Origin of the sequence: Pantoea sp. Ep11b (assembly GCF_040783975.1) — a bacterium.
GTDB lineage: Bacteria > Pseudomonadota > Gammaproteobacteria > Enterobacterales > Enterobacteriaceae > Pantoea.
On sequence record NZ_CP160631.1, the window covers coordinates 1861928 to 1881363 of the forward strand.

Consider the following 19436-nt stretch of genomic DNA (forward strand, 5'->3'; position numbering starts at 1 on the left):
CGTGACGCCCCTGCGTTGCGCTACAGGATTCAGGTTATGAAATCACATTTGCCCGGCCCGCTGATGCTTGACGTCGGCGGCTATGAACTGGATGGCGAAGATCGCGAGATCCTGCAACATCCGCTGGTCGGCGGGTTAATTTTGTTTGCCCGCAACTATCACGATCCCGCCCAGCTTGCCGAGCTGGTGCGTCAGATCCGCGCCGCGTCGCACACCCGGCTGGTGGTGGCGGTGGATCAGGAGGGGGGACGCGTGCAGCGTTTCCGCGACGGTTTCACCCAGCTGCCCGCCATGCAATCTTTTGCGGCGCTGCACGACGCAGAGAGCGCCGGCGAGCTGGCACAGCAGGCGGGCTGGCAGATGGCAGCTGAGATGATCGCGATGGATATCGATATCAGCTTCGCGCCGGTGCTCGACGTGGGCCATATCAGCGCCGCAATTGGCGATCGATCCTTCCATGCCGATCCGGCGATCGCGCTGGCCGTGGCGCGCCGCTTTATTGCGGGGATGCATGAGGCAGGCATGAAAACCACCGGCAAACATTTTCCGGGGCATGGCGCGGTCAGCGCCGATTCGCATAAAGAGACGCCGCGCGATCCACGCGATGAGAAGACGCTGCGTGAGCATGACATGGCGATCTTCAGCAGCCTGATTACGGAGCAGGCCCTGGATGCCATCATGCCTGCCCACGTCATCTATACCGACGTTGATCCCCTGCCTGCCAGCGGTTCGCCCTACTGGCTCAAAACCGTGCTGCGCGAGGAGCTGCGCTTTGACGGCGTGATTTTCTCCGACGATCTGTCGATGGAGGGGGCCGCCGTGATGGGCAGTTATGCGGAGCGGGCGCAGCAGTCTCTTAATGCGGGATGTGACATGGTGCTGGTCTGCAATCAGCGTCAGGGGGCGATCAGTGTGCTGGATAACCTGATCCCGGTCGGGTCAGAGCGGGTCACGCGGTTGTATCATCAGGGCAGATTTACCCGCGATGAACTGCAGGCAACGCATCGCTGGAAAAACAATGCCCAGCAACTGAGCGCGCTTCAGGAACGCTGGCTGGCTCATAAGGCGTCGTGGTAAACAGTGACTGCCCGGCGCTATCACTACCTTGAGGATTATCATGATCATCTATCTGCACGGTTTTGATTCCAACAGTCCGGGTAATCACGAAAAAGTGCTGCAACTGCAGTTTATTGACTCTGACGTCAGGTTACTCAGTTACAGCACCCGCCATCCGAAACATGATATGCAGTTTCTGCTGAAAGAGACGGATAAGATGCTGACGCAGTCTGGCGACGATCATCCACTGATCTGCGGCGTCGGGCTTGGCGGTTTCTGGTCAGAGCGCATCGGCTTCCTGTGCGGCATCCGGCAGGCGATTTTTAATCCCAACCTCTTTCCGCATGAGAATATGGAAGGGAAGATTGATCGGCCGGAAGAGTATCTGGATATCGCCACTAAATGCGTCAGCGATTTCCGCGAACGCAACCGTGGCCGCTGTCTCACCTTTCTCTCACGTCAGGATGAGGTGCTCGACAGCCAGCGCAGCGCCGATCATCTCCGGCCTTTTTATGAGATCGTCTGGGATGAGACGGAAGGGCACAAATTTAAAAACCTCTCTTCCCATCTTCAGCGGATAAAAGCATTCAAAACAGCAGGTTAAACAGAACAGGCACCGCAGGGTGCCTGATTTCGTTACGTAATTATCTGACTTTTATTTTCCTGTTTTGATCTATATCAATATTCTTATGTTCTCCTCTTCCCGCCATGCTATTCTGCCAGCAGATTGCGATTTTAACTTCGCCAACCCTATGTTTCTTAAGGTTTAATTTAACCTTTGGTTAACTTTTGGTTCACAATTTGAGGGGGTCTTTGTTGACTACGTCAGTTAAGAAAATTGTTATTGTCGGAGGGGGAGCCGGCGGTCTTGAGATGGCTACGCAACTGGGCCATAAACTGGGGCGCAAAAAAAAGGCCGAGATTATTCTGGTCGACCGTAACCACAGCCATCTGTGGAAGCCGCTGCTGCATGAAGTCGCGACCGGCTCCATGGATGAGGGCATTGATGCACTGAGCTATCTGGCGCATGCCCGCAATCACGGGTTTGAGTTTCAGCTGGGTTCCCTCACCGACATCGACCGCAGCCGGAAAGTCATCCGTCTGGCTGAAGTGGTGAACGCGCAGGGCGAAGTGCTGGTGCCGCAGCGGGAAGTCGCCTATGACCAGCTGGTGATGGCGCTGGGCAGTACCTCAAATGATTTCGGCACCCCGGGTGTCAAAGATCACTGCATCTTCCTGGACAACCCGCATCAGGCGCGCCGCTTCCACAATGAGATGCTCAATCTGTTCCTGAAATTCTCCGCCAGCGAAGGCAGGCAGGAGAAAGTGAACATCGCCATCGTCGGTGGCGGCGCGACCGGCGTTGAACTCTCTGCTGAACTGCATAATGCGGTGAAGCAGCTGCACAGCTATGGATTCAAAGGCCTGGGGCGTGAAGCGCTGAATGTGACGCTGGTCGAGGCGGGCGAACGTATTCTGCCTGCGCTGCCACCGCGCATCTCCGCCGCGGCGCATCAGGAGCTGACCAAACTGGGCGTGCGTGTTCTGACACAGACCATGGTCACCAGCGCTGAGCACAACGGCCTGAACACCAAAGGCGGCGAGTTTATCGAAGCCGACCTGATGGTCTGGGCCGCCGGGATCAAGGCGCCTGACTTTATGAAAGAGATTGGCGGACTGGAAACCAACCGTATCAATCAGCTGGTGGTTAAAGAGACGCTGCAGACCACGCTGGACGATGACATCTACGCGATTGGTGACTGCGCCTCCTGCGCACTACCGGGCGGCGGTTTCGTGCCGCCTCGCGCCCAGTCTGCGCATCAGATGGCCTCACGCGCGATGGATAATATTCTGGCGCAGCGTGCCGGTAAGCCGCTGAAAGCCTATGTCTATAAAGATCACGGCTCGCTGGTGTCGCTCTCGCGCTTCAGCACGGTCGGCAGCCTGATGGGTAACCTGATGCGCGGCTCGATGATGGTGGAAGGGCGGATTGCGCGCTTTGTCTATATCTCGCTCTATCGTATGCACCAGATCGCGCTGCACGGTTACTTTAAAACCGGCCTGATGATGCTGGTCGGCAGCCTCAACCGGGTGATCCGCCCGCGGCTTAAGCTGCACTAAGCTTCCGCGCTGAACCGGGTTAAAAACGAGCCTCCTCTATGCTGAGGGGGCTTTTTTATGGCCGTAACAGGCGCTTAACAACAATAGCCGCTCAGGAACCGCCTCCGCTTTTACAGACTGCATTGCTTAACTTTATTTGATGATTTCTGAATGTGGTGAGAAAGGCCCTTTCAGAAAAACTGCAAAATACAGCTCCATAGAAAAATAGAGATTGACAGCGAGGTACTGTGTAGTAAGTGACGTCTTATTCAGTCAACATCTGCATTCTGAAATAAGATTAACCCTCCGAAAACCCATTTTCTTTTAAGGTAATGAATATATTGCTATTTAAATGGGGCTGTCCCTTTCCCCTGCATTTCAGCAGCCTGTTGAAACCGCCTGATGAAATGAGACCGGGCACCATGAAACAGCTTTATTTAGGATAAAATGGCCCGATTTGAAGTGTCTGTATCGCACTGGTGTGTAAGGTTATTGTAAATTTTTCTACATTTTTTCTTGAGGTTTTCAGTTCCAGCGCCATAATGTGCGCATAAAAAATACCAGATATACATTTTGTAACACATTTGCTACATGGACAGGTTATGCAGCTCGAAACAAAAGGACTTATTAAAGCGCTGGCATTTCTGCCTTGCGCCCTCCTGATTAATGCGCAGGTAGTGCAGGCTGCACCGGGTGATGAGCAGTTGCAGCATCAGCAGGAGCAACAGAAAGCGCGTCAGCAGCGGCTGATGCCGCAGGTACCTGATATTCGTCTTTCGGAGAAGGTTCCTTCACCTTCTCATCTGAATTTTCCGCAGGAAACACCCTGTTTTGTTATCCAGCAGGTCAGCCTGTCCGGGCTGGAGGCGATGCCGCACTGGGTGCCACTACGGCGCCTGGCCAGTCAGGCAAATGGCCACTGTCTCGGTGTAAAAGGGATTAGCCAGTTGATGGGCACGCTGCAAAACCGGCTGATTAATCACGGCTGGGTAACGACGCGCGTACTGGCACCGCAGCAGGATTTGCGTCAGGGTGTACTGCACCTGCTGATCGTGCCTGGCAAAATCCGCAAGGTAGAGCTTTCATCATCTTCCTCCCGTTACGTCAGCCTGTGGCCAGCATTGCCAGCCCATGCCGGTAATCTCCTGGATTTGCGCGATATCGAGCAGGGGCTGGAAAATCTGCAGCGCCTGCCGACTGTGGAAGCGCGTATGGCGCTGCGTCCAGGACTCAATCCGGGTGAGAGCGACATTGTGATTGAACGCACTCAGCATCGCTTATGGCGCCTCGGCGTGTGGCTCGATGACTCGGGTACTGAAAGTACCGGCCGCTATCAGAGCGGAATTATGCTGGCGCTTGATAATCCGACTTCACTGAGCGATCTCTTCTATCTGACCGCCAGCCGCGACCTGGGATTTGCGGGCAGAAAAAGCAGCAAAAGCCTGTCGGGGCATTATTCGGTGCCTTTTGGCTACTGGTTATTTGGTCTTACCGCCAGTGATTACGACTATCACCAGACTGTCGCAGGTTACAGCCGCGATTTTCTCTATGCCGGGAAGAGCCGAACGCTGGATGCGCAGGTCAGCCGGGTGATCTATCGTAACGCCGCCGCTAAAACCAGCGTCAGTGCCGACGTACTGGTTAAAGCGTCGCGTAACTTCATCAATGATACGGAAATTACCAGCCAGGAGCGTCGAACCAGCGCATGGCGGCTTGGTCTGTCTCACCGGCATTATATCGGCCCGGCCACGCTGGACGCCGGTGTCAGTTATCAGCGTGGTACCCGCTGGTTCGGGGCACTGCCTGCGTGGGAGGAGTCATATCACGACTCCACCTACGCTACCGCGCTATCTAAAATTCTCACCTGGCAGGCGGGCCTCACTACGCCGTTTTCGCTGGGAAATCAGCGTTTAAGTTACAACATCCAATACCGACGCCAGATGAGTAACACCCCGCTGACACCGCAGGATGAGTTCGCGATTGGCAATCGCTGGACAGTGCGTGGTTTCGATGGGGAACGCACCCTCAGTGCCAGCCGGGGCTGGACTGTACAGAACACGCTGGCCTGGCAGACGCCGCTGCCTGCTCAGGAACTTTATCTGGGTGCTGACTATGGCGAGGTGGGAGGCAACAGTGCCTCTCAGGGCGGGCCGCTGGGACGTCATCTGGCGGGTGGTGTTGTCGGATTACGCGGCGGCATCATACCTGCCGGGGTCAGTTACGACTTTTTTGCGGGAATTCCGCTGTCGAAACCGGACGGCTTCAAAACCGATCCTGTGACTTTTGGTTTCAGCGTGAACTGGAATTACTGAATCCTTCATCAATATTGCTGACAATGGACTGTGCGCATTATGAATAAACTTTGCTATCGCCTTATTTTCAATCGGGTTCGCGGCATGTTAGTGGTGGTATCTGACATCACCCGCAGCGGCTATTCGCGCGTTGCCCGATGCCGTCAGCGCACCTCTCATTCAGAGACGCAGGTACGGATTTCACCGCTCAGCTTTGTACTCTGGCTGGCGGCAGGGGTGGTCAGCCTGCCGGCGCAGGCCAATATTGTGGCCGACAGCAGTGCGCCAGGCAGCCAGCAGCCCACCGTCATGGCCACTGCTAACGGTCTGCCGCAAATCAACATTCAGACGCCAAACAGTCAGGGCGTCTCACGCAATCAGTACAGTCAGCTCGACGTCGATGCGCGTGGCGCAATCCTGAACAACAGTCATCAGAACAGCGCCACTCAACTTGGCGGCATGGTGGCGGCTAACCCATGGCTTTCAAAGCAGGAAGCGACGGTCATACTCAACGAAGTGAATAGCCGTAATCCCAGCCAGCTGAACGGGTTTATTGAAGTGGCGGGTAAACGGGCTGCCGTAGTTATCGCTAACCCCTCAGGCATTACCTGTAACGGCTGTGGATTTATTAACGCCAGCCGCAATACGCTTACCACCGGCCAGGCACTGATCGAAAACGGTCAGCTCAAGGGGTTTGATGTGAATGGCGGCCGCATCAATATTGAAGGTAAGGGCCTGAATGACAGCGATGCGGACTATACCCAGATCATCGCGCAGTCGGTGGCGGTTAACGCGAAAGTCCATGCCCGTGAACTTAATGTGGTTACGGGCAGGAATCAGGTTACGGCTGAAGGCAACGTCACCACAGTAAAAACGGATGATGGGGCAACACGCCCTGAGTTTGCACTGGACGTCGCGGCAATCGGTGGTATGTATGCCCATAAAATCACCCTGACCGGTACCGAGAAAGGTGTGGGTGTGCGCAATGCTGGCGAGCTGGGGGCCAGCGCAGGTGAACTGCATCTGACGGCAGATGGCAGGCTGGAAAACAGTGGTACCTTGCAAAGTCAGGCTGCACTGCAGATAGCCAGCACTGGCGATCTACAGAATAAGGGAAATATCGTCTCACAGCAGGATGTGACGCTGACCTCCGGCGGCACGTTGCGCAACAGCGGACTGGTAAGCGCTGGCAGTAACACAACGCTTACTGCCAGCACGCTTGAGAATACCGCTGACAGCACCCTGGTGGCAGGCGTTGACAGCAATGGCACATTGAGTCAGCCCGGCAATTTACTGCTGACCAGTCAGGGTAACCTTACAGCACAGGGCAAAAATCTGGCGCATAACCAGATTCAGGCGCGGGGAGCCCAGGTCGATATGACCGGCAGCCAGACTTCGGCTGATGCTATTGTGCTGACGTCTACCCAGACAAACATCAGCACCCAGGGGGCAACCATAGCGGGCAGCACGCTCGAAGTTCAGTCTGCAACGAACCTTAATAATGATGATGGCAAGCTGGCTGCTGGCAGACTGACTGTTTCAGCGCAAAACATCAGTAACAATCGTGGTCTGCTACGCCAGCAAAACCGTGAAACCCTGGCTATTTCCACTGGTTCATTGTTTAACAATCAGGGCACGCTGAGCAATGAGGGCGATACCCGGCTGCGGGCTCAGCACATTGAAAACCGGGGCGGACTCATTTCAGGTAACGGCGATTCACTGTGGCTTGAAACGCCATCGCTTGATAATCAGGGCGGCACGGTGCAACTGGCAGGCAGCGGCGCGCTGAATCTAAATGCGACTCGCCTCGATGGAAATAAGGGCAATCTGTTATCAGCGGGTGCGCTAACACTCAGCGGTGAAAGGATTGATCTTTCAGAGGGACATACCCAGGCAGAGGCGCTGACACTGACAGCGGGCACGCTGGATAACCATCAGGGTCTGCTGTCGCAGCGTGGCACAGGCGAGATGGCGATCATGGCTTCAGGCGGCGCAGACAACCGCGATGGACGGATTGAGAGCGGCGGTAACCTGCATCTCACTTCAGGCAGCCTGGATAACAGTAGCGGCACGTTGCTGGCTGCTGGCAGTGGCAATCTGCAACTGCAGGTTCAGGAGACCCTGACAAACGCTCAGGGGGCGATACAGGCCAGCCGCAATCTGCAACTTACGGGTGGGCATCTGAATAATCAGCAGGGCCTTATTGCCTCAACTGGCGGTGATGCTACGCTGAAAACCCGCGAGGCTATTGATAACACGCAGGGCCGTATCGAAGCGAGTCGGCAGGTGACTCTGCGCAGTCAGGCGCTGAATAATCAGCGTGGAACCGTGCTCGGTCACGATGTAGATATCGATACGCAGCGGGGCGAACTGAACAATGTCAGCGGCAATCTGGTCGCGCGTACCGCTCTCAGCATTTCCAGTGGAAAAACGGACAATCAAACCGGGCTGATCCAGTCAGGCGACGCTCTTACGCTCGATACACATGGGCAGGTGCTGAATAACCGCAACAGTGGCAAAGCAGGACTCATCAGCGGTGGCGCGTTACTTCTGTACAGTGGCGACCTTGATAACCAGAACGGCGTCATCGCCGCTGCGCAGCCTGCCCATATCAGCAGTGACCTGCTGACTAACATTGACGGCATCCTGATGTCGGACGGCGCAATGACGCTCAAGACAGGCAGGCTCGACAATCAGCGAGGCTTATTACAATCAGGTCAGGCGCTTTCTCTGGATACGCAGGGCGCGCAGCTGAACAATAGCGACAGCGGCGATCGTGGCGGCATTGTTGCGCGTGGCGATCTGCAACTCGTCACCGGAACGATACTGAGCGACCGGGGTGTTATTCAGGGGCAGAACCTGCTGATCGATACTCAGGGGCAGGCTGCTGATTTCAGGTCTGGCCTGATGAGTGCCAGAGGTGCGCTGGAGCTGAACAGTGGTGCGCTGGATAATCGTGGCGGTCGATTGCAGTCTGCCGGGGATATGCAGCTGAATACGCACGGAAAGGCCCTGAACAACGCGATGTCGGGGGGCATTGTTGCGGGAGCTAATCTTCAGGTCAGCAGTGGCGATCTCGACAACAGCAGCGGCACGCTGGTCTCGGCAGGTTCTGTACAACTGAATAGCGGCGTGCTGAACAACGCGGATGGAATAATCAATGCCGATCGTGGACTGACGATTGAAAGCAGCCGCATTGATAATCAGCATGGTCTGCTTCAGGCGGGCCAGGCGTTATCAGTTAACACTCAGGGTGGAGAACTGCTTAACCGCGACAGCGGCGAGCGCGGTGGGCTGATTGCAGGAGGCGATCTGCTTCTGTTGAGCGGCCAGATCGATGGCCGTAATGGTGTAATGCTGGGCCAGAATGTCCGCATCGACACCCATCAGCAGACCTTCGATCATCAGCAGGGGCAACTGGGCGCTAAAGGCACGCTGCAACTGGATAGCGGATTGCTCAACAACCGTGCAGGCAGGATGGAGTCGGGTGGCGATCTCAATCTGGATACCCATGGCAACGAGCTCATTAACCGTGACAGTGGCGCGGCAGGCGGCCTGTTCAGTGCGGGTATCCTGAAGCTCTACAGCGGCACGCTGGATAACCTGCGTGGTTTTATCACCGGCAGCAAAGGGGCACAGATTGCGGCAGGCGACATTCACAACCAGTCCGGCACGCTGACGGGCGGTAAAGGACGGCTTAATCTCACCAGTGGCGAGCTGCAGAACCAGGGCGGCCTGTTACAGGCCGGCAGCGACATGACGCTGGACACCCAGGGCCACGCCCTGATCAATCGCGACAGTGGCAGCCAGCGCGGCATCGTTGCCCTGAACAGTCTGGATCTGCGCAGTGGTGCGATTGATAACCAGACGGGCTTTATTGCCGCCGGAAACCAGGCCACGATCGGTGCCTCTGAGCTGAACAACAGTCAGGGACAAATCGCAGGTAATGGCGGCCTGTTGTTCAGCGGTCAGGCACTGAACAACAGTGACGGTAAACTGCAGTCGGCGGGGGATATCACCCTTAACACGTCCGGCCAGAAGCTGGCCAACCAGCGCGGACTGATTGCCAGTGGCGGTAACCTTCACATCGACAGTGGCGCGCTGGATAACCAGCAGGGGCAGATACAGGGCGGCACCGATCTGACGCTCAATGCGGGACAAAATGCGCTGCTTAATCAGACAGGCAAACTCCTCTCGGCAGGCACGCTATCACTGACGGCAGGTCAGCTCACCAACAGCGACGGGCTGGTGCAAAGCGTCGGTGATGGCTTACTGTCGCTGAGCCAGCAACTCGATAACCGCAGCGGGCTGATTCAGGGCGGCCAGCAGATGACGATTATCACGCCATCGCTGATCAACCGCGATACCCGACAGAGCGGCAAAGGGATCGAAGCGGGCAGCTTAACCCTCGAAGCCGATACCCTGGATAACAGCCAGGGTGCGTTACGTGCAAACCAGCGGCTGGCATTAATCGTGAAGCAGGCGCTGGACAACGTCAGCGGGCTGATCTCCTCCGCCGATACCCTGACCATCCAGCAGAGTGCGCCAGCCCGGTCTGTGGCCTCTAAAACCCAGCAGCGTCGGACACTGGCCATCAATAATGCGCCGGGTCAGACGCTGACTATCAACAACCAGCAGGGCACCCTGATCGCCGATCACGACGTACAGATCAATGCGGCTGCGCTGAGCGGCGACGGGCAGGTGCTATCGCAGGGTGATCTTGGCATCGCCCTGGCGGGTGATTTCCATAATACCTCAGCGGTCAAAGCCAACGGCACACTGCGCCTGACGACAGGGGGCGACGTCACCAACGACGGCACCCTCGCGGCCCAGCAGGCGCTCTACCTGACTGCACAGAACGTCAATAATCAGGCAGGTGGTGAGATCAGTGGCGGACAGACCGACATCACGGCAGCGGACACCCTGAATAATCGCGGTCTGATTGATGGTGGCCTGACGCATCTGGTGGCGGGCGTGCTGAATAACAGCGGCACCGGTCGCATCTTTGGAGATCACATTGCCATTGCGGCTTCGCTGCTCAATAACCTCAGTGAAGAGGGCAAAGCGGCGGTGATTGCTGCCCGACAGCGACTGGATATCGGGGCGGGCACCCTGAACAATCGCGACCATGCGCTGATCTACAGTGATGGCGATCTGCATATTGGCGGCCAGCTGGATGCGAACTATCAGGCCATCGGACAGGGGCAGCGGCTCAACAATGACGGAGCAACCATTGAGGCCGGACAGGATGCCACGATAGGTATGGCGGAAATCAACAACACCAACCGCCATCTGACTACTCAGATCGTTACGACTGAAGATAGTCAGCACCATGACGCGGTGCTCAAAGGCCATACTGACCGCTTCGACTGGGCCAAAGTGGACACCAGCAAAAAAAATAAATATGGCGTGCACACGGCAAAAATGCCGGACGGCACCAGCGGCAGCGAGTTTTATGAGTATGACTACCGAAGAGTAGTGAAAGAAACCCAGATCCAGGAGAGCGATCCAGGCAAAATCCTGTCGGGCGGTAACATGACCTTTAGCGCTGACCGTCTCAACAATCACGACAGCCAGATCGTCGCAGGGGCCGTGCTGGGCGGGCAGATAGGCGAGCTGAATAATCAGGCGACGAAAGGAACGCGCGTCACCACGGACGACGGGAAATCGGTACGCTGGTACGCGAAGAAGAAGAAAAAGAAATTTGGCGGGACCAAAACCTCGCAGGGCAAGGATCGGAAAACCTATCGCCCGGCCCCCGTAACGGAAACCATCGATCTGCAGACGCTGAGCTGGCAGGCGAATGCCGCGCCGCAGGGCAATGGCTACCAGATCGGCAACCGGCAGCAGCAGGGCGTTACTGCGCAGGCCGACAGTATTGGCTCGCCTTCTCTTCAGCAGGCGGTTACCGCCGTGGCGCTGAGTGCAACGGATAGCGGCAGTACCTTACTGCCCGCCGGATTGCGCTATGACAGCGCACTGACGCTGGACAAACTCGGCAGCCTCAAAGACCGGCCGCTGCTGTTACCAGCCGGTCAGCAGTTCTCGCTGACGCTGCCCGCAACAGTGGTCGACGGACAGACCATTACGCCGGTGATCCGCGCTGTCTCACCGGACATCCGTCTGCCGGATAACAGCCTCTACCAGTTGCAACCCGGCAGTGACAGCCACTACCTGGTGGAAACCGATCCGCGCTTTGTGAATCAGAAGCAGTGGCTCAGCAGCGACTACATGCAGAATGCCCTGACCACCGACAGCAGCCTGATTCTGAAGCGGCTGGGTGATGGTTATTACGAGCAGCGGCTGGTGCGCGATCAGATTATTCAGCTGACCGGCAGCCGCTACATCAGCGGATATGGCAGCGATGAAGATCAGTATCGCGGGCTGATGAATAATGGGGTAGCCTTTGGCAAAGCCTACAACCTGGAACCCGGCGTGGCGCTGACCCCGGCGCAGATGGCACTGCTCACCAGCGACATCGTCTGGCTGGTGAACCAGACCGTGACGCTGCCGGATGGCACACAGCAGACCGTGCTGGTGCCGCAGGTTTATGCGAAGGTAAAACAGGGTGACTTAACCGGCGACGGCGCGTTGATCGGGGGCGGTAGCGTGGCGCTGAACGCCCGCAACGACATCACCAACAGCGGGACCATTCAGGGCCGCGACGTGACGCAGCTGACGGCGCAGTCGCTGACTAACAGCGGTTACATCAGCGGCAACACGGTTAATCTTACCGCCCGTCAGGATATCACTAACCTCGGCGGCACCCTGCGTGGCGACAGTCAGCTTACGCTGCTGGCGGGGCGCGACATCACCAGCCAGTCCACGCTGCGCGGCGACGGCACCGACCGCTGGATCGATCGTCCGGCCGGTATCTACGTGCAGGGCAGTGACGGTGCGCTGACGCTGAGTGCGCTGAACAATATCACTCTGGCCGCCAGCGATATCGGCAACGCCGGAGAGAAGAGCACCACGAAGATTCAGGCGGGCAATGACCTGACGCTCGGCACCCTCAGCACGCAGCACAGTGAAGACGACAGCTGGAACAGCAGCAACTACCGTCGCCTGTCACAGCAGAGCGACGCCGGGACACGCATCACCGCCGGTGGTGCGCTGGAACTGAGTGCCGGACAGGACATCCGCGCCACCGCTGCGGACGTCACGGCGGGCGGTGCACTGACCGCCCGTGCCGGACGCGATATCGTACTCAGCGCGGGCAACAGCCGCACCGATCTCACCGAACACAGTAAACAGACCAGCAAAGGACTGCTGTCGGGCAGCAGCCTGGAGACCCACGACGAGCTGCACAGCAGCGAGGCGCTCGGCACCACCCTGAGCGGCGACAGCGTCCGGCTTCAGGCGGGCCGCGACATTGGCGTGACCGGCAGCAACGTCGCCGGTACGCAGGATGTGGCGCTGACGGCGGGCCGCGATCTCAGCATCACGACTGCGACAGAAACGAATAATGAAGTGCATCAGCGCGAGGAGAAAAAATCGGGCCTGATGGGCACCGGCGGCATCGGTTTCACCGTGGGTCAGGCCATGCAGAAGAGCAGCACCGACGCCAGCGGCACGCTTAACCGGGGCAGCACGGTGGGCAGCAGCGACGGCAGCGTGACCCTCAGCGCCGGTAATCAGCTTACCGTGCACGGCAGCGACGTGATCGCCGGTCAGGATCTCTCCCTGAGCGGCAGCGACGTGACCGTCAGCGCAGCCGAAAACAGCCACACCGCGCTGACGAAGACCGAGCAGAAACAGAGCGGCCTGACGCTGGCGCTGTCCGGGACGGTGGGTGCGGCGCTGAACACGGCGGTGCAGACCGCCCGCACCGCCGATGAGAGCGATGATGGCCGGCTGAAGGCGCTGCAGGGCACCAAAGCGGCGCTGACGGCGGCGCAGGCCGCGCAGGCTTATCAGATGGACGGCGCGCAGACCGGTGCGGCGAACGCCAGAAACACTGCTTCGGGCTTCAAACCGGGTGATAAAGGTTATGACGAAGGCTCCACCAGCTCGGTCGGGATCAGCCTCTCGTACGGCAGCCAGTCGTCGAAAAGCGAGACCCGCTCCGAAAGCCGCGAGGCGCAGGGCAGTACGCTGGGTGCGGGCGGTAACCTGAACATCACCGCCACCGGCGCGCAGCCGGGCAGCGCGGGCGATATCCTCGTGCAGGGCAGTCAGCTGCAGGCGGGCGGCGACCTCGGGCTGACGGCGAAAAACGACATCAGCCTGCTCTCTGCGCAGAACAGCGAGCGCACCGACAGCACCAACAGCAGCAGGGGCGGCAGCGCCGGCATCGGGCTGACTGCCGGATCGGGCGGCTACGGCATCAGCGTGTCGGCCAGCGTCAACGCGGGTAAAGGCCGCGCAAACGGCAACGGGCTGACCCACACAGAGACCACACTCACGGCGGGCAACGGGCTGAGCCTGAACGCCGGGCGCGACACCACGCTTACGGGCGCTCAGGTGCGCGGCGAGAGCGTGAAGGTCGGCACCGGCCGCAACCTGACGCTGACCTCGGAGCAGGACAGCGACCGCTACGACAGCAAGCAGCAGAACGCCAGCGCGGGCGGCAGCTTTACCTTCGGCTCGATGACCGGGTCGGCGAACGTGAACGTGAGCCGGGATAAGATGCACAGCAACTGGCAGAGCGTGGCGGAGCAGACCGGGATTTTTGCCGGTCAGGGCGGCTTTGACGTGACCGCCGGTGAGCACACGCAGCTGAACGGTGCGGTTATCGCGAGTACGGCAGATGCCAGCCTGAACAGGCTCGACACCGGCACGCTGGGGTTCAGCGACATTGAGAACCACGCGGACTACAAGGTGGAGCACCAGAGCGCGGGGATAAGCACCGGCGGCAGCATCGGCAGCCAGTTTGAGGGCAACATGGCGAACGGCCTGCTGGCGGGGCTGAACGGCAGCGGGAGCGCCTCGTCGGTGACGAAGGCGGCGGTGAGCGACGGCACGATTGTTATCCGTGATAAGGCGAAGCAGACGCAGGACGTGTCGGCGCTGAGCCGCGACGCAGAGGGGGCGAATCCGGGGCTGGATAAAATCTTCGATAAGGATAAAGAGCAGCGGCGGATGGAGACGGCGCAGCTGCTGGCGGAAATCGGCAGCCAGGCGGGCGACATCGCGCGGACGCAGGGTGAGATAGCGGCGACAAAGGCCGCTACTGAGAAGATGAAAAACATCTCGCCGGACCAGAGGAAGGACGCCGAAGCGCAGTGGCGGAAGGCGAATCCGGGTCATGAACCCACCACGGCCGACATCACCGGTCAGGTGTACCAGACGCTGTACAACCGGGCGATGCCGGACAGCGGAATGGGAACCGGCGGGGCAGTGCAGCAGGGCATCAGCGCGGCGACGGCGGCGATACAGGGCCTGGCGGGGGGCAGCGTGGCGCAGGCGCTGAGCGGCGCGGCGAGTCCGTATGTGGCGCAGAAGATACACGATCTGACCGAAAACGATCCGGAAGCGCAGGCGATGGCGCATGCGGTACTGGGTGCGGTAACCTCGTATGCTGCGGGCAACAGCGCACTTGCGGGTGCGGCGGGTGGTGTCAGCGGCGAACTGATGGCGAAGCTGGTGATGAACCAGCTGTACCCGGATAAAACGGTCGGTGACCTGTCGGAAACTGAGAAGCAGACCATCAGCGCGCTGGGCACGCTTGCAGCAGGGCTTGCGGGCGGTGTGACCGGAGACAGCACGGCTAATGTTTTGGCGGGTGCGCAGGCGGGACAGAACGCGGTTAACAACAACCTGTTTGGCGGAACAGAAGACGGTCAGGAGAAATTCGTGCGGGAGCATGGCAAAGACGTCATGTCCTGTGCCGATGATCCGACGTCAGCCAGTTGTCAGCGTGGCCAGGCGATGAAGGATGCATTGACGGTAGCACTTCCTGTAGGGCTTGGTGGCGGTGTACTGATTGCGGCTACTCCTGAAATTGCCGCTATTCTGAAGGCTGGAATTGAATCCTGTTCCGGAGCACTGGCGTTATGTATTAATAATCTTGGGCTTCAGGCTTCAGAGATTATCGTCCCGGGCGGAGTGGGAGCCGGTGGGGCAGTTGGGATAGGGAAGACAGCGGCGGAAGCTGCTGCTGCGAAAGCAGAAACTGTGGCGACTCATACGGCGAAGAATAATCCATCATTGAAACCAGGTGATTATCTTAATGACTTTAAACCCTCCCCTACACCTCTGGAACTGATTAAAGAGCAGGCTGGAAAAGGTTCACAAACTGCATATATCAGGATGGATCATATCCTTAACGGGGAAGTGAAAACGCTTAAGGATGGGACAAAAGTTGGGTCTGGTGGTCACTATATTCGTGATTCAAATATTAAAATAGATAAGGTAACGGGTAAACCTGATACCAATGGTGTTTCGACAGGATATATATCAGTGAGAGATCCAGCTACAGGACAATGGATAAATAAGAAAGCTGAAACTACATTCTTCCCTGAGCACTGGTCAAAAAGACAGACGGCTCATGAGATTGAGAGTGCGTTCAAAAATTCTGAAAGAATACCGAATACAGAAATGTGGAGCGGGAAATCATCTAGCGGTGTGAAGATTCAAGGCTATTATGGCAAACCCGATGGAACAGGCGCGACTGCATGGCCGGTTTATACAGGAAGGGATAAGTAATGCTGAATGATAAAATTATTTTCTGGTGGGATGAAAATAGTGATTTATTTGTTCCTGTAGGGGGGGCGATACGTAAATCCACTGATGGAGCGGTATTGGGATATGGAGCACGAGAGATTTCAGGATGGTTATCCAATGACATTCAATATGGTATTCGTTCTGTTGATATCTGGGTAAAAAACCTTACTGATATTGCATCAGGCACAACAACTGAAGGCAACTTCGGCATAGGTAATGCCCATTGGGTGATGGTTACGCATGATAAGGTATTTATTGGGTGTGAGTACGTGGAAGAGCAACAGGTGCTTTTAACCATAGAACAAACATTATACGTACTGGAGCAGTATCGTTTATTCCTGGAAGGATCTTATACAAAAGACTTTCCGCCAGAACCGATCGATGTTGAGTATTTAGCAGAGGGTAGAGATGCTATAACACAGTATGAATCTTTAGACGGGGCATATTGTTTACCTTATTAATGAAAAATCCCGCCATGAGCTGACGGGGTTTTTCACAAACAGAAAGTTGTGAATAGCTTCATTGGGGCCACATCCTCCGACGGAAACGTTGATTTAACCCCAATGCCATAGCACATGCGTTGTGGGATCCAGTTTCCACTCAGATGTCTGGCGAAAATGGCGCTGCGGGTGCTTTCAGTGGAGAACTGACCACCACTATAGCATCAACGCGGGTAAAGGCCGCGCAAACGGCAACGGGCTGACCCTGAACGCCGGCCGTGACACCATGCTGATCGGGGCACAGGTGCGCGGCGAGAGCGTGAAGGTCGGCACCGGCCGCAACCTGACGCTGACCTCGGAGCAGGACAGCGACCGCTACGACAGCAAGCAGCAGAACGCCAGTGCGGGCGGCAGCTTCACCTTCGGCTCGATGACCGGGTCGGCGAGCGTGAACCTCAGCCAGGACAAAATGCACAGCAACTGGCAGAGCGTGGCCGAACAGACGGGCATCTTTGCCGGTCAGGGCGGCTTTGACGTGACGGCCGGTGAGCACACCCAGCTTAACGGTGCGGTCATCAGCTCCACCGCCAGCGCGGATAAAAACCGGCTCGACACCGGCACGCTGGGCTTCAGCAACATTGAGAACCACGCGGACTACAGAACCGAGCACCAGAGCGCGGGGATGAGCACCGGCGGCAGCATCGGCAGCCAGTTCGGGGGCAACATGGCGAACGGCCTGCTGGCGGGGCTGAACGGCAGCGGGAGCGCCTCGTCGGTGACGAAGGCGGCGGTGAGCGACGGCACGATTGTTATCCGTGATAAGGCGAAGCAGACGCAGGACGTGTCGGCGCTGAGCCGCGACGCAGAGGGGGCGAATCCGGGGCTGGATAAAATCTTCGATAAGGATAAAGAGCAGCGGCGGATGGAGACGGCGCAGCTGCTGGCGGAAACCGGCAGCCAGGCGGGGGACATCGCGCGGACGCAGGGTGAGATAGCGGGCCTGAAGGCGCAGACTGACCCGGCGGCGCTGGCCGCTGCGAGGGAAGAGCTGGCCGGAAAAGGGAAGCTGAACCCGACGTCAGATGAGATAGCGAAGCAGGCTTACAACATGGCGCAGAAGCCGTTCGGTACAGGTTCGTCGCTGCAGCAGGGTATCAGCGCGGCGACGGCGGCGATACAGGGACTGGCGGGCGGAAACGTAGCGCAGGCGCTGAGCGGTGCGGCGAGTCCGTATGTGGCGCAGAAGATACACGATCTGACCGAAAACGATCCGGAAGCGCAGGCGATGGCGCACGCGGTACTGGGTGCGGTAACCTCGTATGCTGCGGGCAACAGCGCACTTGCGGGTGCGGCGGGTGGTGTCAGCGGCGAACTGATGGCGAAGCTGGTGATGAACCAGCTGTATCCGGATAAAACGGTCAGTGACCTGTCGGAAACTGAGAAGCAGACAATCAGCGCGCTGGGCACGCTTGCAGCAGGGCTTGCGGGCAGTGTGACCGGAGACAGCACGGCTAATGTTTTGGCGGGTGCGCAGGCGGGACAGAACGCGGTTAACAACAACCTGTTTGGCGGAACGGAAGACGGTCAGGAGAAATTCGTGCGGGAGCATGGCAAAGACGTCATGTCCTGTGCCGATGATCCGACGTCAGTCAGTTGTCAGCGTGGTGAGGCGGTGAATAAAGCAATAGCGGTCGCTTTTGGGGCCGGAGCCGCAGGCGGTGCGGTTGTGGCGGCCACGCCGGAGCTGATAGCAGCGGCTCAGGCCGCAGCCAGCGGATGTGGCTTGAATCCGGTACTTTGTGCCAATGAGATCAGTATCTGGGTGGCCGAGATGGCCGCCGGAGATGCGCTACCGGCGGGACTGACGGCCGCTACAGTCAGCAAAATGCCTGCTGAAACGCTGTCAGAACTGAAAGCACTGATGACCGTTGAGAAGCAGACTGGAAGCAAGGTGACGAAGGAATCGCTGGTAAGCGTAGTAACAACTAGTCACCTATCAACGGGGACGGTTTTCGATTCAATTAAAGCAACTCAACCTGCAATACCTGGAACGTCCATTCCAAAATCTTTTGAATTGAATGTTAATGGGCAACTTTTTGGGTGAACCCAAATGCGACTAAACATATGGGTGAATATTTAACAAGAAATGGATTATCTCATAGCACAACCGAAGGAAGTCAGGCTATGCTTACCAGTCTTCAGATCGCTATTAAATATGCATCTGTTCAGGGACTTCATTTTAACGAAAAAATGCAGGTTGGACGTTGGGAGTTAATATTCAGTCAACGCCCCACAGACCCTTATCCAGTATTAAAACATGCGTTGTATAAATAATGAGACTAACTATAGATACTGTTGTTAATGAACCTGTAAATGTAGCTATCACTATAGATGGTTATGTTCCTGTTGATATCAAGATCATTGATTCTAAAAGGTATTTTTCTCCTTTATATTGGCGGGTCGGAAATGGCAGGAAAAGTCTACTTGAGCTAGCGGTGTTACCAGAGGATGGATTTATATCGTCTATAACGTTAGTAATGATAGAACCAGATGCGATCCATAAAGCCGATGTTCTACCAATTCGTGTTTCAGAGAGTGAGTATGGACTTCCAGTTGTTAATACAGACTTATGGAAATATGCAGAAAGTGATGATTTTAGTCAGCGTTTTATTGATGATTTTAGTCTTGGCATTCAAGCGACTATATCCTCTAAGTCTATGTTGCTGGTAATCGGTGAGAATAAAGATGTTGCTGGCTGGATAAGGTGTAGTGATAATTTTTATCTGGGAATAGATGATAGAAGAAATATCGTTAATTTATTTTTGGACAAGTTAACTCACGAAGAAATAGAAAGATTTTTTGAATCAGTAAGTTAGTTAAAGAT

At 56.9% G+C, this 19436-nt stretch carries 7 protein-coding genes and 1 pseudogene; all 8 read left to right on the top strand.

Annotated elements, in window-relative coordinates:
* Nucleotides 1–36 precede the first annotated feature (36 nt).
* The 8 genes and pseudogenes from nagZ to AB1748_RS08825 all read left to right on the top strand — a co-directional run bounded on the left by nagZ (nt 37) and on the right by AB1748_RS08825 (nt 19428).
* Nucleotides 37–1077, top strand: coding sequence for a beta-N-acetylhexosaminidase (gene nagZ / locus AB1748_RS08790; protein WP_293774036.1), 1041 nt, complete (start codon nt 37–39; stop codon nt 1075–1077).
* A 40-nt stretch (nt 1078–1117) separates the two neighbouring features.
* Nucleotides 1118–1660 carry an alpha/beta hydrolase YcfP gene (ycfP, locus tag AB1748_RS08795; protein WP_111138661.1) on the top strand — a complete coding sequence of 181 codons (543 nt, stop codon included), beginning with the start codon at nt 1118–1120 and terminating at the stop codon, nt 1658–1660.
* 212 nt (nt 1661–1872) lie between these two features.
* Nucleotides 1873–3177 carry an NAD(P)/FAD-dependent oxidoreductase gene (locus tag AB1748_RS08800; RefSeq protein ID WP_111138662.1) on the top strand — a complete coding sequence of 435 codons (1305 nt, stop codon included), beginning with the start codon at nt 1873–1875 and terminating at the stop codon, nt 3175–3177.
* Nucleotides 3178–3758: 581 nt separating this feature from the next.
* Nucleotides 3759–5468 (top strand): ShlB/FhaC/HecB family hemolysin secretion/activation protein, encoded by a 1710-nt coding sequence (locus AB1748_RS08805; protein ID WP_367396252.1) that lies wholly within the window; start codon nt 3759–3761, stop codon nt 5466–5468.
* A 39-nt stretch (nt 5469–5507) separates the two neighbouring features.
* Nucleotides 5508–16094: a hemagglutinin repeat-containing protein gene (locus AB1748_RS08810; RefSeq protein WP_367396253.1), complete on the top strand. Its 10587-nt coding sequence runs from the start codon at nt 5508–5510 to the stop codon at nt 16092–16094.
* The gene (locus tag AB1748_RS08815; protein ID WP_367396254.1) at nt 16094–16573 is read left to right on the top strand and encodes a hypothetical protein; all 480 of its coding nucleotides are present in this window, start codon (nt 16094–16096) and stop codon (nt 16571–16573) included. The genes AB1748_RS08810 and AB1748_RS08815 overlap by 1 nt, the downstream gene beginning before the upstream one ends.
* Before the next feature lie 238 nt (nt 16574–16811).
* Nucleotides 16812–18113 (top strand): annotated as a pseudogene (locus AB1748_RS08820) (VENN motif pre-toxin domain-containing protein); the annotation flags it as partial.
* 772 nt (nt 18114–18885) lie between these two features.
* Entirely contained in the window at nt 18886–19428 is a 543-nt protein-coding gene (locus tag AB1748_RS08825; protein ID WP_367396255.1) for a hypothetical protein, read from the top strand.
* Nucleotides 19429–19436: the final 8 nt, after the last annotated feature.